This is a genomic window from Enterobacter mori (assembly GCF_025244905.1).
Lineage (GTDB): Bacteria > Pseudomonadota > Gammaproteobacteria > Enterobacterales > Enterobacteriaceae > Enterobacter > Enterobacter mori_A.
The window spans coordinates 1,103,937-1,126,173 of the sequence record NZ_CP104285.1; the positions used below are offsets into that span (position 1 = coordinate 1,103,937).

Below are 22,237 nucleotides of genomic sequence, written 5' to 3' on the forward strand. Positions count from 1 at the left end.
TAGCAGTAATCTTGCGCTAACAGACCTGGCCTCTATTCTGATTTTACGCCGATTCGCGCGCGATAAGCTGCCCGGAGAGGGTAATGCGCTGGGTTTGCAAATCCGGCTCTTTCAGCTTACGGATTATCAGCCCCGCCGCCTGCCGCCCGGTTTCGTCACTGGCCGAGGAGACGTAAGTGAATGACGGTGATGTGAGGTTAACGTGCAGCATATCTTCAAAACCGATCAGCGCCACCTGCTGAGTTAAGAACACATCTTTCCCCACGGTGCGACCCACCTGATGAATGCCGGAAATTGAACCAATCATCGCATCCGGCGAGTGACAGAGCAGGGCGGTGATGGCGTTATTTTTTTCCAGCAGCTGGCGAGTCGCCATCGCGGCGGCCTGCGTGTCGTCGCTGCAGGCAGGTGAATAGTCATCGCGCCAGACCAGCCCGTTCTGCGTCATCGCGCTGCGAAAACCGAGCAGGCGCTGCTCGCGGATAAGGCAGCCCTCGCGCCCGCCAATATAGGCGATTGTGCGATGTCCGCGCTCGATAAGATAACGCGCGGCAAGGTTCGCCGCCTGGCGGTTGTCGCGCATCACCAGATTGCATTTTTCATCGAGCAGGGACTGCGAGACCACTACCAGCGGCAGCGGACACTGGCGGATCTGCTCCGGCAGGGCAGAAGTACGGGTGTCAGACGCGAGATAAATGACGCCTGCGACACCCTGCTGCTTAAACGACAGCAGGGTACGTTCCAGATGTTCCCGGTCGTTCAGCGGCTGACCGAGAAAAACCATGTATCCCTGCCTCTCCAGCTCCTGAACAATGCTTGCCATCACCTTGATGGAAAAGCTGTCGCTGAAGTCACGCAGGATCAGGCCTATCAGATTGGACGTATTGGCGCGGAGGTTGGCAGCGGCAACGTTATGAACATAGCCCAGCGTCGTGATGGCGGCATTGACCTTCTCGATCGTCGCCTCTGAGATTTTCCCTTTCTGGCGTAGCACCAGCGAGACGGTTGAGACCGACACGCCCGCGTGCTTTGCGACATCAATGATGCTGACTTTCTTCAAAACCGCTCCCTGAAATTTACCGATAATCAGCCAGATAAAACACGTCTCCCAGCGTACAGGAGACGTGTCGTTCAGGCATCTTATTATTTGCCGATCATGGTGGACATGGTCTGCGCGATAAACTGTGCTCTGGCACCGAAAATCACCTGTATACCGTTGTCGCCGACGAAGACCACGCCGCGCGCGCCAAGTCCGTTAAGACCGTCTTTATCTACCGCGTCGCTTTTTGCCACTTCCAGACGCAGGCGGGTGATACAGGAGCCAACCGAATCGATATTCTGCGCGCCCCCCAGCAGGCTGATGATTTCGGTGGCAAGTTCGGAATCGGACTTGTCATTCGCACTGGCGGTCACTTCGGTACGGCCCGGCGTTTTCACGTCGAAACGACGGATCACAAAGCGGAAGGTAAAGTAGTAAATCAGCCCCATCGGGATACCGATGATAACGGCGCTCAGGAAGTTGGTCTGGTAGCCGTTAAACGACGGCAGGATCCCGAACGACAGGTAGTCGATAAAGCCCGCCGAGAACGACTTGGCGATATGCGCATGCAGCAGGTACATGGTCATGTACGCCAGGCCCGCCATGATGGCGTTGAAGACGTACAGGATCGGCGCCACGAAGATAAAGGTAAACTCAACCGGTTCCGTAATACCCGTCAGGAAGCAGGTGAGTGCGGCGGAGAACAGAATACCGGCCGCGATTTTTTTATTCTTCGTGTGCGCTTCGTGATACATCGCCAGGCACGCCGCGGGCAGCGCAAACAGCATCAGCGGGAATTCACCCTGCATGAACTTGCCAGCGTTCTGGTAGGTGTCGCTGCTGAAGGATTTCACCCCTTCTTCCAGCATCTTGAACCAGATGGTCTGGTCGCCGTGGATCACCTGGCCCGCCTGGGTGGTGTAATCCCCGAACGAATACCAGAACGACGGATACCAGATGTGGTGCAGGCCAAGCGGGATCAGCGCGCGCTCTACCAGACCGAAGATAAAGGTCGAGGCCGCCTGGTTATCGCCGTTCACCACCACGGAAAGGGCGTCGATGCCGGACTGAATATGCTGCCAGACGTACGGAAGCAGCAGGCCGAGCAGGAACGAGAGAAACGCCGTTGCAATGGCCACGAAGCGCTTACCGGAGAAGAAACCGAGGAACTCCGGCAACTGCATAGTGTGGAAGCGGTTATAGCACCAGGCCGCGAGGATCCCGCAGATCAGGCCGCCGAAGACGCCCATCTGCAGCGTCGGGATGCCGACCACCATGGCGTATTTCCCGCCCTGAGAGGCCATCTCCGGCGTGATGCTTAATACGGTGCTGATGGTGATGTTAGTGACAAACACCGAGACCGCCGCAGAGAGCGCCGCGATGCCGGACTCCGACGCCAGGCCCACGGCGGAGCCGATGGCAAACAGCATCGGCAGGTTATCAAAAATAACCCCGCCCGCGTTCATCATCAGCGGCAGATGGAACTTATCGCCGAAGGCCAACAGCAGGCCCGCAGCGGGAAGGAGTGAAATTGGCAGCATTAAGGCGCGACCAATCATCGATAACTTAGACAGCGATTTAACAAACCCTGATATCAGACTCATGCTGATTTCCCCCGAGTAGCGCTTTTTTAGGCGCTGTTATTGTAAGTAGAACGTTTTAGTAGAACGTTCTACTTATCGTGAGGAAAGAGTGAAAAACGCGCAACTGAAATCTCACCTTTCAACAGATGAAATAGTGATTATTTGAAGTTGATCGATAATTAACCGTGATGGTTGTGGGGGGATTTTTATCCCCTCTCCCTGTGGGAGAGGGTTAGGGTGAGGGCATCAAACAGCTCAGGCCGTAACGGTTACGCTCTGTCCTTCAAAGCTCACGGTCTGGCCCGCGACAATCTTGCAGCGCTTGCGGGTTTCCACCGCGCCGTCGACTTTCACTCGCCCGTCGGCGATAACGATTTTGGCCTGCGCACCGCTTTCGCTCCAGCCTTCCAGCTTGAGCAGATCGCACAGCTCTACGTGCGGGTGTTTGCCTAATGAAAATGTGGCCATCTTATGCTTCCTCTACGTCGTGGTACTCTTCGCATGCCTGCAAAGTATTCTGAATCAGTGTTGCAACGGTCATCGGGCCCACGCCGCCAGGGACCGGCGTGATGTAAGAAGCACGCGCCGCGGCATCTTCGTACACCACGTCGCCGACCACTTTGCCGCTTTCCAGACGGTTGATGCCCACGTCCACGACAATCGCACCCTCTTTAATCCACTCGCCCGGAATAAAACCCGGCTTGCCGACCGCGACGATCAGCAGATCCGCATTTTCGACGTGGTGGCGCAGGTTTTTGGTGAAGCGGTGGGTCACGGTGGTGGTGCAGCCCGCCAGCAGCAGCTCCATGCTCATCGGACGGCCCACGATGTTAGAGGCACCAATCACCACGGCGTTCAGGCCGTAAGTATCGATGTTATAACGCTCAAGCAGCGTCACAATGCCGCGTGGCGTGCACGGGCGCAGACGCGGCGCGCGCTGGCACAGGCGGCCCACGTTGTACGGATGGAAACCGTCCACGTCTTTGTCCGGTGAGATACGTTCCAGCACCTTCACGTTGTCGATGCCCGCAGGCAGCGGCAGCTGTACCAGAATGCCGTCGATCTCGTTATCGGCATTCAGGGTGTCAATCAGTTCCAGCAGTTCCGCTTCGCTGGTGGTTTCCGGCAAATCGTAAGAGCGGGAGACGAACCCCACCTCTTCGCACGCTTTGCGTTTGCTGCCGACATAAATCTGCGATGCCGGGTTACTACCAACCAGCACAACGGCCAGCCCTGGCGCGCGTTTTCCGGCAGCTTTACGCGCCTTCACTTTTTCCGCGACTTCAGAGCGCACCTGCTGCGCAATCGTTTTACCGTCAATAATCTTTGCTGCCATCAGAGAGAAGATTCCGTCTGTAACGTTTGAAAGGGGGGATTGCCTATATTTTGTCAGAAGCGAGCGCCGCTGTCAGTCACCCTTTGCGAGATTTCATCATGAGGCCACAAAACCTTGTGGAAGGTATGGTCAATTTCCTAGGTGGGAATAGGATGTAACCTGGTAAAATGGCAGTGTTTTGACATATTTTAAAATAGTTTCCTGAGCTACTTTGTCTCCTCCGAAATAAGCTTTCAATTAACCAATTGAACGTATTTCTTATTCCCGATTATCCGCGGGAAGGGTTATTTACATTTTAAAGGAATAGACATGAAACTCAGCAACATTGCTTCTACCGTTATTGCAACTCTGGCCCTGGTCGCGGGTGCCGCTCACGCTGAAGATCCAACGCCGGTTTCCGTTAATGGCGGTACCGTGCATTTTAAAGGTGAATTAGTGAATGCTGCATGTTCAGTAAATACTGATTCTTCCGAGCAGACGGTTAATCTCGGTCAGTACCGTACCGCGAAATTCACCAAAGTGGGTGACACCACCTCCAATATTCCGTTCACCATTGAACTGAACGATTGCGATCCGCTGGTTGCGAAAACCGCTGCGGTGGCATTCACCGGTCAGATCGACGCGACGGATAAAACTCTGCTGGCGGTTACCTCTGGTAACAACGACAACAGCGCGAAAGGCGTGGGTATCGAGATCCTCGACAGCAAATCCAGCGTCCTGACCCCAGACGGTGCCACCTTCTCTGCCGCGCAGAACCTGATTGAAGGCACGAACACCCTGAACTTCACCGCGCGCTATAAAGCCACTGCTGCGACCACCGAGCCAGGCCAGGCGAACGCTGATGCAACCTTCGTTATGAAATACGAGTAATGCCTGATTACAGGGATGTGGTCGACCTCAGGGAGGAGGTCTTTTAATCGCTAATGCCGGGAACGAAGGATGACAAGGACTGGGATACTGTTTTTTGCCCTTGCGATTGCCTCAGCGGTAAACGCACATACCGTGGTAATCGACGGCGGCAAAGTTCACCTGAGAGGGGAACTGGTCAACGGCGGCTGCGCCGTGGCGCCTGATAGCCAGAATATGCGCGTGGATATGGGGCAGTACCGCACCAATTCATTTTCCGGCGTCGGCAGTTTTTCCACGGTAAACGTGCCTTTCACCGTACGGCTGCTCGACTGCAGCGTGGACGTTTCTCGTACCGTGGGGATCCAGTTTCAGGGCGCTACCCCTGCAGAAGATCCGCAGGTTTTCCTGGCGACATCGCGACCAGGTGAAACCCCTGTCAGCAGCGGCGTTGGGCTGGCGCTTTTCGACGAACAACAACGTCAGATTATCCCGAACGCCACGGCGGTCAGCTGGTTGCCCATTGATACCCGCGAGCTGGCGTTTCATTTCAGCGCTCGCTACCGGGCGATTTCCGAACACCTCGTGCCAGGCAATATTCAGTCGGATGTCTGGTTTACGTTGATTTATCCCTGACGCCTGCGAACACATTATTAAAGGTACGGTTGTGATGAACACACTGATTAAACCCGGACTGTTTTTATCTTTTATTTTGATGATGGTTTCTGCCTGTGCGAATGCCTCCGGCGGAATCGCGCTGGGCGCGACGCGCGTGATTTATCCGGCAGATGCAAAACAGACATCGCTGGCGATCACCAACAGTAACAAGCAAGAGCGTTATTTAATTAACGCGTGGATTGAAAATGCCAACGGGCAAAAAGAAAAAACGTTTGCCGTCACACCGCCGCTGTTTGTAAGCGAGCCGGACAGCGAAAACACGCTGCGCATTATTTATGCCGGACCGACCCTGCCCGCCGATCGCGAATCGCTTTTTTACATGAACGTGAAGGCAATTCCGTCAGTGAGTAAGGCGAAAACAGAGAACAATAACGTGCTGCAGTTGGCCATACTGTCACGCATTAAGCTGTTTGTGCGCCCGGCTAACCTGCCGATGCCGCCGGAAGAGGCGCTCTCCCAGCTGCGCTTTGAACGCGTCGGGAACCACCTGAAGGTGAGCAATGCTTCGCCCTACTACGTCACGCTGGTTAACCTGAAGCTTGGCGGTCAGACGCTGGAAAACCTGATGGTCGCGCCGAAAAACTCGGCCCAGCAGGTGCTGCCAACCGCAGCCAGCGGCACGCTCTTCTGGCAGAGCGTCAATGATTACGGCGCTATTACTCCGGCGCGTAGCGTTAATCTGTGAGCAGAGTCAGGGCGATGAACACTCAATGGCGTTACTGCCCGGTTGCACTGGCATTGATGACAACGTTCTGGCCGCACACCGGCTGGAGCGAAAGCTACTTCAACCCGGCCTTTTTGTCCGACGATGCCGCCAGCGTGGCGGATTTGTCGCGTTTTGAACAAGGACACCAGCAGGCGCCGGGCGTCTATCGCGTGGACATCTGGCGCAACGATGAGTTTATCGGCACGCAGGACGTGCGCTTTGAACACGCTGAAAACACCCCACCCGTCGCGGGCGGGCTAGCGCCGTGCATTACGCGCGCCATGCTCGACCGTTTCGGCGTCAACATTGCGGCGTTCCCGGATCTGGCAAACGTGCAGGGGGAGACCTGCGTTCCGCTAACAACGGCTATTCCCGGCAGCGAAACGGCCTTCAACTTTGCGTCACTGCGTCTGAACGTGAGCCTGCCGCAGGTGGCCATGCAAAACAGCGCCCGGGGGTACATTCCGCCTGAACAGTGGGATGAGGGTATCCCCGCCGCACTGGTTAACTACAGTTTTACCGGCAACCGGGGCAGCGATGACGACAGCTATTACCTGAACCTGCAGAGCGGGCTGAACTATGGTGCCTGGCGATTACGCAATAACGGCGCGTGGCGTTACACCCAAAGTAACGGGCAACGTCACAACAGTTGGCAGAATATTGGAACCTGGGCGCAGCGCACCGTCATTCCGCTGAAAAGCGAGCTGGTGCTGGGCGACAGCAATACCGGTAACGATGTTTTCGACAGCGTTGGTTTTCGGGGCGGGCGGCTCTATTCCTCCGACAGCATGTACCCGGACAGCATGCAGGGCTACGCGCCAACCGTGCGCGGTATTGCCCGCACGCCGGCCAAAGTGGTGATCCGTCAGAACGGTTATGTCATTTACCAGAGCTATGTCCAGCCAGGGGCATTTGCCATTACCGACCTCAACCCAACCTCATCAAGCGGCGATCTTGAGGTAACGGTAGAAGAGAAGGACGGTAGCCAGCAGCGTTACACCGTGCCTTACTCCACCGTGCCGCTGCTGCAGCGTGAAGGACGCTGGAAGTATGACCTGGTGGCGGGGGATTACCGCAGCGGCAACAGCGAGCAGGACACACCGTTCTTCGCTCAGGGGACGCTCATTACCGGCCTGGCCGACGGCTATACGCTGTACGGCGGCACGCAGCTGGCGTCACGCTATACCGCGATTGCTCTCGGGGCCGGGAAAAACCTCGGGGACTGGGGGGCCGTCTCGCTCGATCTCACCCATGCCCGCAGCCAGCTCGCGGATGACAGTCGCCATGAAGGGCAATCCCTGCGCTTCCTCTACGCAAAATCCCTTAACGGCTTTGGTACTAACTTCCAGTTACTCGGCTATCGCTACTCTACCAAAGGGTTCTACACCCTGGACGATGTGGCGTGGCGCTCAATGGAAGGCTACCAGTATGGCGAAGGTCAGGACGATGACGGCGTGCCGGACGTGCAGAGCTATCACAACCTGACGTGGAACAAAAAAGGGCGCTTCCAGCTCAACATTTCTCAGTCTCTGGGGGATTACGGCTCGGTTTACGTTTCGGGCAGTCAGCAAAGCTACTGGGGCACCAGTGAATCGAACGTCTGGTATCAGTTGGGCTACGCGGGCGGCGTGAAGGGGATCAACTACTCCGTGTCCTGGTCGTGGAACAAGGCCGTTGGGATCGACGGTACGGACCGGATTGCGTCGTTTAACGTCTCCGTGCCGTTCAGCCTGTTTACCCGCCATGGCTATCGCCGCGACAGTGCCATCGACAGAGCCTACGCCACCGCTTCTGCCAGTCGTAACAGCGACGGCGATACCAGCTGGCAGACCGGCGTGAGCGGAACCCTGCTCGAAGACCGCAACCTCAACTATAGCGTCACCCAGGGACATACCAGCAATAACGGCGCAAGCGGCAGCGCCAGCGCCAACTGGCAGGCGACCTACGGCACGCTGGGCGTGGGCTACAACTACGCCCGCGACCAGCACGACCTCAACTGGCAGCTTTCCGGCGGCGTGGTGGGGCATTCAGACGGGGTGACCTTCAGCCAGCCGCTGGGTGACACCAACGTCCTGATCAAAGCGCCGGGGGCGTCAGGGGTAAGCGTGGAAAACCAGACCGGGGTGAAAACCGACTGGCGAGGCTATGCGGTGATGCCGTATGCCACCGTCTACCGCTACAACCGCGTGGCGCTGGACACCAATACCATGAGCAACAACACCGACATCGAAAACAACGTAAGCAGCGTGGTGCCGACCAAAGGGGCGCTGGTGCGCGCCAGCTTCGATACCCGTATTGGCGTACGCGCACTGCTCACCGTCAAGCGCGGCGACCAGCCTGTGCCGTTTGGTGCGGTGGTGCGTGAAACGCAAAGCGGCGTCACCAGCATGGTGGGGGATGACGGGCAGATTTACCTCAGCGGGCTGCCGCTGGAAGGTGAGCTGCTTATCCAGTGGGGCGATGGAAAGCAGTCCCAATGCCGTGCGAGCTATAGCTTGCCAGAACAGAGCCTTCAACAGGCGATCACACTTAAGGGGATTCGCTGTGATTAAAATCCAAAGCCTCGCTTTATCGCTTCTGGCTTTTCTGCCGGTGGCTAACGCATTCGCGACGGTGTGCGTCAATGAAAAAGGTGTGCCCACTGAGGTGCATTACGACCTGACGGATAAATTCAACAGTTCGAATAACCAGGTTGGGCAGGTGGTGACGCTCAGCGAGAAATCTCAGTGGGTGGGCGTGAATGCCGTCTGCCCGAAGGGGACAACCGGGAACACGACCAAGCGTAGCTATGTGACTGATTACCCGGTTACAGGGACCAGTGATGGTTACCAGTATCTAAAGCTTAACGACTATCTGGATGGGGCAATGAAAATCACCGACAGCTATGCTGGCGTGTTTTATCCTCCTAAAAGTTACATTCAGATGGGGAGCCACCCGAATGTGTCCAAAAACCAACCCTTTGGTGTTCAGGATTCAAGTCTGGTCTTTCGTCTTAAAGTGACCCGACGTTTTATTAATATGGTGGTGATCCCCCAATCCACTATGTTCCGTGTTTACGTCACCACGACCTCCTCCGATCCGTTAACCACGCCGGTCTATACGATCAGCTACAGCGGGATAATTCAGGTGCCGCAAAGCTGTGAAATTAATGCCGGGAGTATTGTGGAGTTTGATTTCGGTGATATCGGTGCATCCTTATTCAGTAAAGCGGGCGCGGGAAACAAACCGGAAGGCGTGTCCGAGCAAAGCAAAACAATCGCCATAAAATGCACAAACGTTGAGGCGAACGCCATGCTAACGATGCGCGTTGAAGCTGAAAAAGTCTCAGGCAGTACGCTGGTGTCGGACAACGCTGATGTGGGTTTTGTCATTGCCAATGAAAATGGCGTGCCGCTGACACCCAACAACCTGACCAGCAAAATCCCGTTCCGTCTGGACGACAGCGCCCAGGCAAAGGTGGGGATCCGCGCCTGGCCTGTCAGCGTAACAGGTCATAAACCTGCGGAAGGGCGTTTCACCTCTCGCGGCTACTTGCGTGTGGATTACGACTAAGGAGCAGATATGCAAAACGGGATCCGGTTTGTCGCCGTGGCGCTTCTGGCGCTTTGCTCACAGGCTCAGGCAGAGACCGCGTTGGGCGAAATTAACATTCAGCTCTATGGCAATATCGTCGATTTCACCTGCGTGGCCGAAGGCAATGACAGCGATAAGGTCGTCACGCTGGGCACCTGGCCGACGAAACAGCTAAGAACCACGGGGAGCCGCACGCAGCCTATGCCGTTTACGCTGAAGTTGACCGGCTGTCCTCCTGGCGCAGCCTCCATTACGTTTTCGGGAAAAACGGACGGCAGCGACAGCGGTTTGCTGGCGCTCAATGATGGCAGTACAGCAGACAAGGTTGCCGTGGAGATCCGCGATGCGGATAAAACACGGCTGGATCTTCAGCAGGCCAGCCAGCCGGTGACGGTTGATGCAGAAGGTAATGCGGTACTGTCGTTTTTTGCCAATTATATTGCCACAGCAGATAACCCTCAGCCGGGACGGGCCGATGCGGATGCCACGTTTATGATCAATTATAATTAGCGCTGACCGCACTCCCTGCAACTCACTTAAGTTGCGGGGAGTGAATTCAGTTTATAGCAGTTCGTGTGCTTTCGCGTAATCTATTAATTCCACAATGCTCTGTACGCCGAGCTTGGAATAAATATTTGATTTGTGCGCGCTAATGGTCTTGTTGCTTAATAGCAACTGCTCCGCAATCTCCTTATTGGATAACCCATTCGCTAGGTAGCGTAACACCGTGACTTCACGATTCGATAATGGCATATCCGGCGTGATACCTTTCCCGGAGCCCAGATGATTTATAAAGTTCAGCGTTTCTGAAGGGAAAAAAGAATAGCCCATCAGTATCATTTCCACCGCGTTGTAGATCTCACCCAAATCTTTCCGCTTGCTGACAAAGCCATTGGCCCCTGCGCGAATGGCGCGTCCAGCGTAAAACGACTCTGATTTTGACGAGAGGAACAAAACCTTGATGTCTTTGTTTAGGTTTCTGATTCTCTTGAGTAATGAAAACCCATCGGTTCCCGTCAGTTCGATGTCCAGGATAACCAGATCGATGGGGTGGTTGCGAATACAATCAAGCACTTCATGGCTATCGCCAGACTTGAGTTTGACTATGATATTTTTATTTTTCTGTAGCAGGACTTCTATCGACATTCTGACAATAGGGTGTTCGTCCATAATGATAACGGATGCCGGTTTCATTTTTAATGCCTCAGATTGTTAAAAGCGTTATGCGGAGTTTTGTTCAAACTCTCTAAATGCCGGAAGGATATAAATGGTGATCCTTTTACGGTAGTAATTCCCTGGAAAGAGCGAAAGCATCCTTGTTAACGTAGCGAGTAAATTAATGCCTCAGCGCGGTTATCTCATTTGGCTGGTGTGGCAAAAAGGTTTTTCTTATTCATATTTGCAACTCGTCTTATTATACCGTGTAAGTTTTCTCCGAAAACCCTGTAAATTAATTCTGGTCCATTGCTTTGTATTATCTTCTGGATCTGAATCGCTATTATTTTAAATTTAGCGCAAATATCCTGCTATTCCATTTACCACATTTTTTCATCTTTATGTAATAACAAAAAATGACATATATCACTTTGTGTTAAATGGTTGTTAACAAAACGAGGGGGAAGAAAGGGGTGTGGTGCATCTACAACAAGTGCAAAAAATCGGCGGGATCGGGCGTGGAATCTTCATCTGAAAGCCAGGGAGGATCTGAAGGCTAAACCTAAAATTAAACAGCAGGATATGCTGAAACCTGCACTTACCGCTCCTGGCCTGTACAGATCAGTCGATTGTTTTTACATCATTATCATCTTTTTAACGGACTCCCTCATCGCTTAACGGATGGTGGAAAGTGCTGAGATAGGCATTTTCAGTGATATTTCACGTGGTTCAAGAGGATAAATTAGGAATAGTTGTAAATTCGATGAAATTGTTAAATTAAAACAAAATATTAACATCTGCGGTAAGTTATTTCTTAAAGGTCTTTAGGAATGAATGGGTTAATGGTTAAGTTAAAACGTGCAGTCTGAGAGGTTATTGAGAAGATGCAGTAATTCCTGGCGATGGTTCAATCCCAGTTTGGCCAGAATACAGCCGAGCCGATAAATAATGCGGCTGTAGGGCCGGTTTTGTATCAGGGCAATTTGACGTAACGTTTTGCCACGAGACAGCTCCTGTAAAATGGGCCATTCGCTGCGCGTGAACCACTCTTTCACCGAACCTTGCGGAGGCCTTGTCTCCAGCAGGTACTGCTGCAGCGCCGCAGCGGGCAACTGTCGTTCAAGCACATGAAAGGGCCCCGCCGCTTTGCAGAACAGGCGGGTATCGTAATCATCTGCCCTGACAAGCAGATGAGGGGTAAGAAAAGGAGGGTAGAGGCTATATCGTCTTAGCTGATCCAGTTTGTCGATCAGCGCCGTGGCGCGGCTGTCGATATCAACCACCAGACGCGCGGATGGCCACTGATTCAACGCGCTTAAGGCATCTTCCAGCACCGGATAGTCAGAGCAACAGCCTAGTGGGAAATTTCCGTTCAGAATTCCGGTGCGCAGGTAATGATCTTCCGTGACCAGAAGAATAAACGGGGCGTCAGTTTTATGGGTCAGGTTGGTGGACTGGCTCAAAAATTCGAGTCGGTCAAAGAAGGGGGGAGCAAAAGGCGAGCGTGTAAATCCCAGTGCGTCACTTCCTGTTCGACGCCGACGGTAACGGCGCACTGTCATTCCCATGGCCTCCCTCCTGGAGATGGCTGTTTAATCCTCCGGCCATGTCCAGGATGGCCAGTAATACCCCTGGCCGAGTTGTGCCCCTGCCTGGCGTGCGCAGGAACGATCCCGTTCAGTCTCAATACCTTCGATAAGCACATTTCCGGCAAGCCGAAAACAGCGGGAAACCAGTTCCCCCAGCGCAGGGGTGGCGCGCATACGCCAGAAGGTTTCCTTATCGATTTTTATGCCGCTGAGTGGCAGCGGCCAGGATAAGAAGGGCTGGACAATACTGTCGTCTACGTCATCCAGCCAGATGCGGTGACCCTTCATGGTGAGCTGCTTCAGGCGCTGGGCGACGCCTTGCCGCTGTGTATCGGAGAGTGTGAAAAAGTCGACAGGGTCGACAATCTCTATATTCAGCGGCGGGCTTCGCAGTTGCAGCAGGCGCTGAAAAAGTTCTGGCACCATGAGTACGGTTATCGGCAGATTGATGAAAATATTGTTACAGGCGAGCGCATTTTTTAGCACACCGAGCTGCACTTCCAGCAGCATAAGCGACTGCTCTGCCGATTGTTCGCGGAAAAAATCTTCACTTTGCAGCGCGGGTGACAGAATGCTGAGCACCTCTACGCCGATCCTGTGCGAAGAGGCGAGGGCAACGATGGGCTCAAGTTTGATGCCGGTGATATCATGAGAAATATGCTTTAGCCGGGGAGGCGTATAGGTCAGGTTTTGCGCTGTCACTCCATTGTCCTGTTGTCTGTCAGCCTCCAGGCGGCCGGGATACCTTGCACCAGTGTGACGAGGTGGCCTACAGGAAAACAGCAGGCGTTACTTAAAAGCAGCTAAGCCTTTTCGCAGCGGTAAATTCTACGTGGGATGCATTGAAAATGTTGAAAAAATAGCCGTATTTACAATCAGCTAGCCGTTATCGATTCAGATCGGGGAAAAGGCATTGACTCACCTGCCATTGACCGTATAATTCCACGCGTTTCACCACCGCGAAGTTCACGTTTCTCCGTGCGCCCTTAGCTCAGTTGGATAGAGCAACGGCCTTCTAAGCCGTAGGTCGTAGGTTCGAATCCTACAGGGCGTGCCATGCTTTCCCTGCCTCCATCTTTCCTTCAGCACCGTATCCGATTTGCGAACATTGATATCGCGGGCGTCGCGTGTGATTTGAATATTCTTAATATTCGTTAGTTATTTATTGCAATGGGTTGTTATAAAAGAATTTTTCCGAACGTATGGCATTTCCTGAGATTCTCTACCATGCTCAATACACCTCAACATTGTGTGTGAGGACTTTGTAGTTGCCGACTCATCTCAAGGAAAAAGGTTATGAAAAAGACGACTGCTATTTTGTTGGGAACCGCGTTTCTGTTTACCACCAATGCCTTTGCTGCTGAACTGCTGACGAAAAACGAATTCGAGAAAGTGGAATCGCAGTATGAAAAAATCGGTACTGTTAATACTTCAAATGAAGTATCGGTTGATGATGCGAAGAAAGAGCTGATTGAGAAAGCAGACAAACAAGGCGCTGATGTGTTGGTGCTGACTTCCGGTAACACCAACAACAAAATTCACGGCACAGCCGATATTTACAAGAAGAAATAATGTCATTGCAGCCACCCCACCTGTGGGGTGGCTGTTCCTCAGCAGGTGTTAATTACCCCGACAATTTGCTGAATGTTCAAGGGTTTGCAGAAGTAGTCACCTTGCAAAAAATCGCAATTCCTTAAGCGCAGGTAGTCTGCCTGAGCCTCTGTTTCAACGCCCTCCGCGCGGCGGTTATCAGAATTTGACCCAGTCGTCCTGGTCTCGGAGGGAAGGCCGTTCATGAGGGGAGACGCTGGCGGTGTGCAGGTTTTCTGTTCTTCGGGGTTCAGGATGCGCAGTATGATCGTTTGAGACGCGGAATATCGACACCACTTTTTCAAGCTGTACGGCCTGATCCTCAAGCGAGCTGGCCGCAGCGGAAGACTCCTCCACCAGGGCGGCATTCTGCTGAGTGGTCGTGTCCATTTCTGCCATGGCCTGGGCAATCTGCGAAATTCCGCGGCTTTGCTCATCGGTGGCGGCGGCAATCTCGTTCATGATGTCACGCACCTGTGCCACGGATATCTCAATTTTCGCCATCGCTTCACCTGCGCTTTCAACCAGATTAAAGCCGGTATCCACATGCACGACCGATTCGTTAATCAGGTTCTCAATCTCTTTTGCTGACTGCGCGCTGCGCTGGGCAAGGGTTCGGACCTCGGCTGCTACCACGGCGAAGCCTTTACCCTGGTCTCCCGCGCGGGCGGCTTCAACGGCGGCGTTCAGCGCCAGAATATTGGTCTGGAAGGCGATACTGTTAATCACGGTGGTGATCTCTGAAATCCGGTGCGAACTGCTGCGCACGTTTTTCATCGTATCAATCACCTTCAATGAGATCTGACTTCCTTCGGTCGCATTTTGTGAGGCTTCATCTGCCAGGCGTCGCGCATGGTTGGCATTTTCAGCGTTGAGCGCGACGGTAGAGGTTAACTCTTCCATGCTGGCGGCGGTTTCGACTACGGCGGCTGACTGCTGTTCGGTGCGCGAGGAGAGATCCATAGTGCCCGCAGCAATTTCTGAAGACGAACGCGCGACGCTGTCCACCCCATTGCGCACATCATTAATAATGCTTTTCAGGTTTGCATTCATGGTCGCGACGGCCTGCATCAACAGACCCGGCTCATCACGACGTGTGCTGGTCAGCGTGCTGGTAAGATCGCCCCGGGCGATTTGCTCCGCGACACCCAGGGTTTCATTAAGTGGACGGGTGATGGACAGCGTGATGCCCATTGCCATAAGGATACCAAGCGCAATACCAATGGCAGCAACAATGCCCATCTGTATTTGAACGCTACTAACGGTATCGGTCACTTTTTTCTGCTGCAGGTCAAACACCGTCTGGATGGCATGCGTCAGCGTTAGGGCTTTATCGGTTAAGGTATCGGAAAGCGTCACCTGACGATTCCACACCTTTTGGTAATTCAATAATTCAGCCGCGACATCTTGCATCTCTTCCAGGCCAGACTGTAGCCAGACCTTTTGTTCCTCGGCCACAACCGGTAACAGTTGTTCGGCGTCTGATTTCGCTGTCTCCAGACGTGCGCGGATGTCTTTTAATAACGCATCCGTAGGACGCTGTTTATACAGCGTCATCTGGGAGTCGATATCGCTAAGGGTATAAGCAAACTGTGCGGCCACAAGGGTGTGCTGAGTGTCCAGCATGTCAGTGCGGCTAAGTGCGAATGCCAACACGGCGTTATCGCACAATTCCTGAGTACTGAGTTTTTGTTCGCTGATTCTCTTTTCTGACAGGGATTGGGTGAAAGGCACCAGCGTCGCGACGTAGCTGTTGACCGAGTTTGCCGTATCTTCCACCGCTTTTTTGCCATCCGGAGACCATGACAATGTTGCCATACTGGCGACAATGCTCTGCATGCGCTGGGTAGCTGCGTTGGTCTGCTCCAGGTACGTCTGGTCGAGCGTGTACTGAAAATTCGTTCGCCCTAAGCGGACCTGAGACAGGGCGTTAAACAGATCGGTGGTATGGCCGTTCTTTTCGACTTTATCCTTAATGTTGCTGATGCCCAGCAAAGCAGAAAACAGAATAACAATCGTCACGAGCAGCACGAGGGAAAAACCAAAGAATAACTTCTTTCGGACTTTTAAATTGGCAAAATGGTTGATTATGCTCATATATAATTCCAGTGTTGGTATAAACCAAACAAAAGTGTTAATAAATCATTAACGGAAGAATTAATGCAGAAGAGAGATGATAAAAAAAAGCCCCTCACACATGCATGCTCAGGGCAAAAACCTGAATTGACATCACTCACTCAGGCTATCTGTCTTCTCCTCTTTTTTAAGGGAGTAAGCCGGGAGTTCGCTCACTCTGTAATAAACGGGGGTGATGTCTGGGTAATTAATAATGTAACCACGCCCTTTAATGTTGTGAATAAAATCTTCGGGTAAGCCTAAAATGTTCAGTTTATTCTTTAGATTGTGCAGAACCTGCCATAATCGTTGTGTGGAAGGGCTTAGATTATGTGCCTCCCATATTTTTTCAAACAGCTCTTCTTTTGAAATCGGTCTGGTTCTGCCATTCATCAACAAAAAAAGAAAAAGCCTGAGCATCGTTTCATTGAAGTAAATAGATGCGAATGCAATATTTTTGTCGGTATGGCTGCAAGTGAGTCGGTAGAGCCTGCGATTAGAAATATCAAAATGAATTTCTTCACCGATCATAAATCCATATAGACGATAGCCCATATCATTTGCCCAAAATTAAGTAAACTAACATACACTCCTGGATATAAGCCTGAGATAATCCATACTCTTTATAGGGTGGATTATATGGCTGCTATGAATGCTTTCCAATACACATCCCTGTGCACTATGAGAAACCGGGTATGCCTTACCCGAGCATAGAGTTTTTGTCGATTTAAGTTGTATTTCCAGAGTAAAAGACCATGTAGTTAATGTTGACATTGCAGACGTTCTGAAAATGGATATTCACCCGATGGCTCAAGATAAAAATTCAAAATAATGAAGAATCACAGCATTTATCTCTGCTTGCAGTGCGCGATCACGGCGCATGCGGCAGCTTTGCTACGCTACGGTTTGACAACGAGAAAGTAGAGTGAAGTTAAATGATTTATACTGATTAAGGCGAACCTCAGGAATGGCCTAAAGGTACAAAGTATCGCATTTGGAAATAAGTAATTGATTGATATAGAAGCGTAATTTTCTGAATCAGAAAGCGTATACGGACGCGTAAACATAACAATGATGAATGGATTTTTCCCCCCTTACCCTAATGGTTGATGCGTCATGAAACCCGTCTTTTTGATAAACGGTTCCGTGCTTTTTGAACCCGAACAGCGTCGTTTATGTCCGCTTGCGGGCTACCCCGAGCGTGCTGTGCTCCTTCATGCTCCGGTTAGCGAGTGCCTGCTCCAACTGCTTGAACACAACGGCGAGGTGCTGACACAGCGTTATCTTTTTTCGGCGGTATGGGAAAAACAGGGGGCGATAGTCTCGACCAATGCGTTATACCAGACCATCGCTTCCATCCGTAAAGCCCTTAAGATGGCGGGCCTGGCAGATAATGTTGTGCAAACCATACCTAAGGCGGGGTTTAAGTCGGTTGCACACATACAGATGGGAACGGTCGATAGTTTTATCCCGCTGACCGTCGTAGTGCCAGGCAGCCTGCCTCCAGAACCTGATAACCCGCTACCACACGTAACAGATAACCGGTTCCGGTTATTATCGGGGAAAATAGCGTACGGCGTCGCAGCGGTGTTATTTTTCCTTTCTTGTACGGTGCTTTATCAACAGTTACCTGAACAGCGCACCGGGTTTGAGGGATATCAACCAGTAGGCACTATTGCAGGGTGCGAGGTTTACTCATCCTGGCATGATAAAATAAATAGCCAGCGTATTTACACCGCCCTGACGAAACAGTATCCCATTCAGTGCAAAACAGGTGGAGTAGCCTATATGACGCTGAATCGTTTTCAAAATGGTACGTCGGTAATTGTATGCGATAAATTATCTGATATTGCGGGGGCGCAATGTGATTCCATTATGTACAGGAACCAGTATCATGAAAATGACTAGCCGACATGCATACGGATTGATCATCATTCTGATGATTGCTGCACCGCTCCTTTATGCCTGGTACATTCATTATCAGCGGAATCACTTTACCTGCGAGAGTCATTTAATCATTGTTGAAGAGGATTCACGGCTGGATTCCCTCATGACATTTACCTTTAATAACGGTACGGGTAGTTACGATTCCACCGGAGAATATCACCAGGCGGGTCAGCAGCCGATCGTCGTCAGCAATAAAATTGCCTTCAATTACTGGCGCGAAGCGGGGCGGGTGATTTTAGTCTCCAGGGATACCAACGAGCTGCCGAAAAAAGATGAACCCTTCCGTCGACATATTCCCGACTTTTTCCATTATCGCGATCGCGGCATTAGCGTAGAGATCGTTCCCATGAATGCCACAAGCTACCTTTTTAGCTTTGATAATTCCCCCTTATTTTATTGCACCAAAAACTGAAGGGATCCCCCCGCAATCTATCGTCAGTAAATTTATGGCGTTACGTCTATTTACACTTGATCATATAAAGATAATGAGTATAGTTCTCATTCTCTTTAGTGTTTGCGGGCGCTGACGGACATTTCCCGCATCAACAGTGAGCAGATCTCACATGGAACGCTGAGTACAACGGTGGATCCTGCTCTGGCCTTATCGCCTGCCTGTACAACCATAATCGCAGTTAAATGCGACGCAGATCCCCGCCAGACTATCTTTGAACGGTAAAGGATGTTCCTGATGACCAAAAAAATGTCCGCGCTGGCACTGCTCGTTGCAGCGTCTCTTTCAGGCTGTGCTGCACAACAGGCCGCCACTTCGGCCCCTGCCGCGCAGAAGACCGTAACGGCGCCAGCTGAAACGGGCGTAATCAAGCGTGAACTCGCCGATGGCTTGTACGAAATGGTGCTTAATCCGAAGGGTGATGCGCTGTTTGTGGCCAGTGCAGAAGGTTTTAAGGATGTGCAGGGTGGGGTGATTTATAAGCTCGACCCGGCCACGCTGAAAACCATCGGCCGCAGCCATACCGATCTGAAAAACTTTGCGATGGCGATTTCACCGGACGGACAGACCGTTTACGTCACCAATTCGCTGGACGGGGGGATCAGTGCCGTTAGCACCGCGGACGGCAAAATCAAAAAGCGCCTGATGTTTACCGAGCGCAATAAAGAAGGCTTCCCGTTCGGCGCCCGTGAAATTTTGCTGCACGAAGGTTCGCTGTATGTGGGTGGCGTGGGCGATCCGGGTGTGATTTGGGTCGTCGACGCTGAAACGCTGAAATTAAAGAAAACCATCAAGAACGCTGGTCAATGGGTGACCGGATTACTGTGGTCTGCGCAAACGGACCGTCTGTATGCGGCCAACGGCGGCGGCGAGATCCTCGTCATTAACCCGCACAGCAATAAAATCGAAAAACGCTGGAAGCCGCTGGGCGACAAACCAGCCCTGCTGCTGAACCTCGCGGAAGACAAGGCCACCGGACGTCTATTCGTCACTGATAACTCCAAAGCCAAAACCACCCTGGTGCTGGACATTCACACGGGTGACGTGATTAAACAGCTTGATGTGGGCGATTCGCTGGCGGTGAAATTCAACGCCAAACGCAACGAGCTGTACATCACTCAGCGTGAAAGCGGAAAACTGCTGAGCCTGGATGCCACCACCTATGCTGTGAAGAAGGCCTGGGATCTGCCACCGAACCCGAACAGCCTGCTGCTGTCGGCGGATGGCCAGACGCTCTACGTCACCGTGAAACAGGCTTTCAATAAAGACCACTCCACTAACGGGCCGGACAGCGTGGTTCGCATTGTACTTAACTAAATTCTAAGGCCCGGTGACGGGCCATTTTTGCGCGCACTTTTAATGAGTTACTTATGAACAACACCACAATGAATAAAACGCTGCTGGCATTGGCCATTGGCGCGGTTACCCACTCCGCTTTTGCAGCGGACACGAAAAAAGAGGACACCATTGTTGTCCAGTCTGCGCCTTCGAGCGATTTTAAACCCGGCGGTGACCAGCTGGTACCGGCCTTCCTCGACGGGCAGGTGGCAAATGGCGGACGCATGGGGATGCTCGGTCAGCAGAACGCCATGGACGTGCCGTTCAATATCATCAGCTATACCTCGAAGCTGGTGGAAGATCAGCAGGCCAAGACCATTGCCGATGTCGTCGCCAACGACGCAGGCGTGCAGTATGTTCAGGGTTACGGCAACAGCGCTGAAACGTTCCGTATCCGTGGCCTGAAGTTCGACGGCGATGACATGACCTTTGGCGGCTTGTCCGGCGTGCTGCCGCGTCAGGTGGTGGATGCCCAGATGGTCGACCGCATTGAGATCTTCAAAGGGGCCAACTCGCTGATGAACGGTGCGGCAAGCTCCGGCGTGGGCGGGATGATCAACCTTGAGCCGAAACATGCGGGCGAGACGCCGCAGGCAAAAGTGGGCGTCGACTACACCTCGGATTCCCAGATTGGCACCACGCTGGACGCGGGCCGTCGCTTTGGTGATAACGACCAGTTTGGCGCACGCGTGAACCTCGTCCATCGCGAAGGGGAAACCGGCGTACCGAACGACCGCCGCCGCACCACTCTGCTTTCCACTGGCCTGGACTACAAAGGCGACCGCTTCCGCACCTCGCTGGACCTGGGATATCAGAAAAAAACCTTCCACGGCAGCCCTACCAGCGTCAATATTTCAGCGGTGGATTTCGTCCCTGAGCCGCCTAAAAATGACCGCAACTTCTCGCAGAAGTGGGCCTACAGCAATATCGAAAACGAATTCGGGATGTGGCGCAGCGAGTACGACATTACCGACGGCTGGACCGCCTATACCGGTTTGGGCGCGCAGCACGCGCACGAGGAAGGGATCTACAGCGCGCCGAAGCTGGTGGACAAGAGCGGCAAGGCCACGGTCAGCCGCCTCGATACCAATCGCATCAGCGATTCCGTCAGCGGGATGGCGGGCATTCGCGGTAACTTCGACACCGGTTTTGTCTCGCACAAGGTCAACGTCGGGTATTCCGCGATGACCAAAAACGAAAAAATCGCGTGGAAAATGTCGGCGGCGGCGGATAACCCGACCACCAACATTTATCACAACACCGGCGTCGATATGCCGGACAGCACCAACTTCAACGGCATTGGCGGGAAATACAGCGATCCGCTCACCAGCGGGCGCACCCGTACCCAGGGTTGGCTGCTGAGCGATACCCTGGGCGTGCTGGACGACAAGCTGCTGTTCACCGCCGGGGCGCGCCATCAGAAGGTGGTCATTCGCGGCTACAACAAAATTACCGGTGCGGAAAACGCCGCGGACGGTTTCGACGGCAGCCGCTGGATGCCCACCTACGGCGTGGTCTACAAGCCGTGGGAGGAAATTTCTCTCTACGCCAACCACACCGAAGCGCTACAGCCGGGCAACACCGCACCTAACACCGCCACCAACTACGGCCAGAGCACCGGTATCGTGCACTCTAAGCAGAACGAAGTGGGCGTGAAGGCGGACTTTGGCCGCGTGGGCGGATCGCTTGCGCTGTTCGAAATCAAAATGCCGTCGGCAATCCTCGACGACAGCGGCCACTACGGCCTGGACGCCGAGCAGCGTAACCGAGGCGTTGAGCTGAACGTCTTCGGCGAGCCAATGCTGGGGATGCGTCTGAACGCCAGCGCCACCTGGCTGCAGGCCGAGATGACCAAAACCAAAAACGGCGTCAATCAGGGTAACGATGCAATCGGTATTCCGAATTTCTACGCCGTGCTGGGCGCGGAGTACGACATCAAGCCCGTTGACGGTTTGACGGCGACCGCCCGCGTGAACCACTCCGGCACGCAGTACGCTGACCTGGCAAACACCAAAAAGCTGGACAGCTACACCACGCTGGATCTGGGCATGCGCTATCGCTTCGCGGTGAACCACAATGCAAACCAGATGACCGTGCGCGCAGGCATCGACAACGTGACCAACGAGAACTACTGGGCCAGCGTAGACGATTCCGGTACCTACATCACTCAGGGCGAACCGCGGACCTTCAAGGTTTCGGTTGGCTACGAGTTCTAAGCGTTCCACCTCGTTATCCGGGGCATGGATGCCCCATCCTTCCGTTATCGTGTTATAAAATTGTAACAAAAACTT

Annotated in this window: 20 protein-coding genes and 1 tRNA gene; 12 read left to right on the forward strand and 9 right to left on the reverse strand. The window is 53.0% G+C overall.

The features are described 5' to 3' along the window. Positions 1 to 43: 43 nt before the first annotated feature. The 4 genes from malI to folD form a co-directional block, all read right to left on the reverse strand. The gene (gene malI / locus N2K86_RS05210; protein ID WP_260660704.1) at positions 44 to 1,060 is read right to left on the reverse strand and encodes a Mal regulon transcriptional regulator MalI; all 1,017 of its coding nucleotides are present in this window, start codon (positions 1,058 to 1,060) and stop codon (positions 44 to 46) included. A gap of 83 nt (positions 1,061 to 1,143) precedes the next feature. Beyond that, the gene (locus tag N2K86_RS05215) at positions 1,144 to 2,643 is read right to left on the reverse strand and encodes a PTS transporter subunit EIIC (RefSeq protein WP_260660705.1); all 1,500 of its coding nucleotides are present in this window, start codon (positions 2,641 to 2,643) and stop codon (positions 1,144 to 1,146) included. Positions 2,644 to 2,877: 234 nt separating this feature from the next. Then, positions 2,878 to 3,090: a ribosome-associated protein YbcJ gene (gene ybcJ, locus N2K86_RS05220; protein WP_010428256.1), complete on the reverse strand. Its 213-nt coding sequence runs from the start codon at positions 3,088 to 3,090 to the stop codon at positions 2,878 to 2,880. 1 nt (position 3,091) lies between these two features. Further along, complete coding sequence (folD, locus tag N2K86_RS05225; RefSeq protein ID WP_260660706.1) at positions 3,092 to 3,958, reverse strand: bifunctional methylenetetrahydrofolate dehydrogenase/methenyltetrahydrofolate cyclohydrolase FolD; 867 nt, start codon at positions 3,956 to 3,958, stop codon at positions 3,092 to 3,094. 309 nt (positions 3,959 to 4,267) lie between these two features. On the opposite strand from folD, the gene fimA reads away from it, so the two are divergent. From fimA to sfmF, 6 genes are all read left to right on the forward strand, one after another. Beyond that, positions 4,268 to 4,828, forward strand: a complete 561-nt coding sequence (gene fimA, locus N2K86_RS05230; protein WP_260660707.1) for a type 1 fimbrial major subunit FimA — start codon at positions 4,268 to 4,270, stop codon at positions 4,826 to 4,828. Positions 4,829 to 4,897: 69 nt separating this feature from the next. Continuing rightward, entirely contained in the window at positions 4,898 to 5,440 is a 543-nt protein-coding gene (gene fimI / locus N2K86_RS05235) for a type 1 fimbrial protein subunit FimI (RefSeq protein ID WP_260660708.1), read from the forward strand. 34 nt (positions 5,441 to 5,474) lie between these two features. Further along, positions 5,475 to 6,167 (forward strand): type 1 fimbria chaperone FimC, encoded by a 693-nt coding sequence (fimC, locus tag N2K86_RS05240; RefSeq protein ID WP_260660709.1) that lies wholly within the window; start codon positions 5,475 to 5,477, stop codon positions 6,165 to 6,167. A 14-nt stretch (positions 6,168 to 6,181) separates the two neighbouring features. Next, a complete protein-coding gene (locus N2K86_RS05245; RefSeq protein WP_260660710.1) occupies positions 6,182 to 8,740 on the forward strand; it encodes a fimbrial biogenesis usher protein in 2,559 nt (852 codons plus the stop codon). Continuing rightward, positions 8,733 to 9,740 carry a type 1 fimbria D-mannose specific adhesin FimH gene (gene fimH, locus N2K86_RS05250; RefSeq protein ID WP_260660711.1) on the forward strand — a complete coding sequence of 336 codons (1,008 nt, stop codon included), beginning with the start codon at positions 8,733 to 8,735 and terminating at the stop codon, positions 9,738 to 9,740. Before N2K86_RS05245 ends, fimH begins: the two co-directional genes overlap by 8 nt. A gap of 9 nt (positions 9,741 to 9,749) precedes the next feature. Further along, entirely contained in the window at positions 9,750 to 10,271 is a 522-nt protein-coding gene (gene sfmF / locus N2K86_RS05255) for a fimbria assembly protein (RefSeq protein ID WP_260660712.1), read from the forward strand. 51 nt (positions 10,272 to 10,322) lie between these two features. Here sfmF and fimZ read toward each other — a convergent pair whose 3' ends face one another. The 3 genes from fimZ to N2K86_RS05270 all read right to left on the reverse strand — a co-directional run bounded on the left by fimZ (position 10,323) and on the right by N2K86_RS05270 (position 13,207). Next, positions 10,323 to 10,955 (reverse strand): fimbria biosynthesis transcriptional regulator FimZ, encoded by a 633-nt coding sequence (fimZ, locus tag N2K86_RS05260; protein ID WP_010428271.1) that lies wholly within the window; start codon positions 10,953 to 10,955, stop codon positions 10,323 to 10,325. An 812-nt stretch (positions 10,956 to 11,767) separates the two neighbouring features. Further along, on the reverse strand, positions 11,768 to 12,484 hold the full coding sequence (locus N2K86_RS05265; RefSeq protein WP_260660713.1) for a helix-turn-helix transcriptional regulator: 717 nt from the start codon (positions 12,482 to 12,484) through the stop codon (positions 11,768 to 11,770). Positions 12,485 to 12,508: 24 nt separating this feature from the next. Beyond that, on the reverse strand, positions 12,509 to 13,207 hold the full coding sequence (locus N2K86_RS05270; RefSeq protein WP_260660714.1) for an EAL domain-containing protein: 699 nt from the start codon (positions 13,205 to 13,207) through the stop codon (positions 12,509 to 12,511). A 278-nt stretch (positions 13,208 to 13,485) separates the two neighbouring features. On the opposite strand from N2K86_RS05270, the gene N2K86_RS05275 reads away from it, so the two are divergent. Both N2K86_RS05275 and yahO read left to right on the forward strand, forming a co-directional pair. After that, positions 13,486 to 13,562: transfer RNA gene (locus N2K86_RS05275), tRNA-Arg, on the forward strand. 239 nt (positions 13,563 to 13,801) lie between these two features. After that, positions 13,802 to 14,077: a DUF1471 family periplasmic protein YahO gene (gene yahO / locus N2K86_RS05280; RefSeq protein ID WP_042718717.1), complete on the forward strand. Its 276-nt coding sequence runs from the start codon at positions 13,802 to 13,804 to the stop codon at positions 14,075 to 14,077. A 177-nt stretch (positions 14,078 to 14,254) separates the two neighbouring features. On the opposite strand, the gene N2K86_RS22595 is transcribed toward yahO, so the two are convergent. Continuing rightward, the gene (locus tag N2K86_RS22595) at positions 14,255 to 16,192 is read right to left on the reverse strand and encodes a methyl-accepting chemotaxis protein (protein WP_313771637.1); all 1,938 of its coding nucleotides are present in this window, start codon (positions 16,190 to 16,192) and stop codon (positions 14,255 to 14,257) included. A gap of 132 nt (positions 16,193 to 16,324) precedes the next feature. Continuing rightward, positions 16,325 to 16,765: a winged helix-turn-helix domain-containing protein gene (locus N2K86_RS05295; protein WP_260660715.1), complete on the reverse strand. Its 441-nt coding sequence runs from the start codon at positions 16,763 to 16,765 to the stop codon at positions 16,325 to 16,327. Between the two features lie 561 nt (positions 16,766 to 17,326). On the opposite strand from N2K86_RS05295, the gene N2K86_RS05300 reads away from it, so the two are divergent. From N2K86_RS05300 to N2K86_RS05315, 4 genes are all read left to right on the forward strand, one after another. After that, positions 17,327 to 18,118 (forward strand): winged helix-turn-helix domain-containing protein, encoded by a 792-nt coding sequence (locus N2K86_RS05300; protein ID WP_260660716.1) that lies wholly within the window; start codon positions 17,327 to 17,329, stop codon positions 18,116 to 18,118. Beyond that, positions 18,105 to 18,569, forward strand: a complete 465-nt coding sequence (locus tag N2K86_RS05305) for a hypothetical protein (protein ID WP_260660717.1) — start codon at positions 18,105 to 18,107, stop codon at positions 18,567 to 18,569. The genes N2K86_RS05300 and N2K86_RS05305 overlap by 14 nt, the downstream gene beginning before the upstream one ends. A gap of 276 nt (positions 18,570 to 18,845) precedes the next feature. Further along, the gene (locus N2K86_RS05310; protein WP_260660718.1) at positions 18,846 to 19,925 is read left to right on the forward strand and encodes a YncE family protein; all 1,080 of its coding nucleotides are present in this window, start codon (positions 18,846 to 18,848) and stop codon (positions 19,923 to 19,925) included. 53 nt (positions 19,926 to 19,978) lie between these two features. Then, complete coding sequence (locus tag N2K86_RS05315; RefSeq protein ID WP_260660719.1) at positions 19,979 to 22,162, forward strand: TonB-dependent receptor; 2,184 nt, start codon at positions 19,979 to 19,981, stop codon at positions 22,160 to 22,162. Positions 22,163 to 22,237 lie beyond the last annotated feature (75 nt).

Excerpts from the sequence above, each read along its gene's own strand:
- N2K86_RS05215 (WP_260660705.1), bottom strand. The coding sequence starts at position 2,643 with ATGAGTCTGATATCAGGGTTTGTTAAATCGCTGTCTAAGTTATCGATG.
- ybcJ (WP_010428256.1), bottom strand. The coding sequence starts at position 3,090 with ATGGCCACATTTTCATTAGGCAAACACCCGCACGTAGAGCTGTGCGAT.
- folD (WP_260660706.1), bottom strand. The coding sequence starts at position 3,958 with ATGGCAGCAAAGATTATTGACGGTAAAACGATTGCGCAGCAGGTGCGC.
- fimA (WP_260660707.1), top strand. The coding sequence starts at position 4,268 with ATGAAACTCAGCAACATTGCTTCTACCGTTATTGCAACTCTGGCCCTG.
- fimI (WP_260660708.1), top strand. The coding sequence starts at position 4,898 with ATGACAAGGACTGGGATACTGTTTTTTGCCCTTGCGATTGCCTCAGCG.
- fimC (WP_260660709.1), top strand. The coding sequence starts at position 5,475 with ATGAACACACTGATTAAACCCGGACTGTTTTTATCTTTTATTTTGATG.
- N2K86_RS05245 (WP_260660710.1), top strand. The coding sequence starts at position 6,182 with ATGAACACTCAATGGCGTTACTGCCCGGTTGCACTGGCATTGATGACA.
- sfmF (WP_260660712.1), top strand. The coding sequence starts at position 9,750 with ATGCAAAACGGGATCCGGTTTGTCGCCGTGGCGCTTCTGGCGCTTTGC.
- fimZ (WP_010428271.1), bottom strand. The coding sequence starts at position 10,955 with ATGAAACCGGCATCCGTTATCATTATGGACGAACACCCTATTGTCAGA.
- N2K86_RS05265 (WP_260660713.1), bottom strand. The coding sequence starts at position 12,484 with ATGGGAATGACAGTGCGCCGTTACCGTCGGCGTCGAACAGGAAGTGAC.
- yahO (WP_042718717.1), top strand. The coding sequence starts at position 13,802 with ATGAAAAAGACGACTGCTATTTTGTTGGGAACCGCGTTTCTGTTTACC.
- N2K86_RS22595 (WP_313771637.1), bottom strand. The coding sequence starts at position 16,192 with ATGAGCATAATCAACCATTTTGCCAATTTAAAAGTCCGAAAGAAGTTA.
- N2K86_RS05295 (WP_260660715.1), bottom strand. The coding sequence starts at position 16,765 with ATGGGCTATCGTCTATATGGATTTATGATCGGTGAAGAAATTCATTTT.
- N2K86_RS05300 (WP_260660716.1), top strand. The coding sequence starts at position 17,327 with ATGAAACCCGTCTTTTTGATAAACGGTTCCGTGCTTTTTGAACCCGAA.
- N2K86_RS05305 (WP_260660717.1), top strand. The coding sequence starts at position 18,105 with ATGAAAATGACTAGCCGACATGCATACGGATTGATCATCATTCTGATG.
- N2K86_RS05310 (WP_260660718.1), top strand. The coding sequence starts at position 18,846 with ATGACCAAAAAAATGTCCGCGCTGGCACTGCTCGTTGCAGCGTCTCTT.
- N2K86_RS05315 (WP_260660719.1), top strand. The coding sequence starts at position 19,979 with ATGAACAACACCACAATGAATAAAACGCTGCTGGCATTGGCCATTGGC.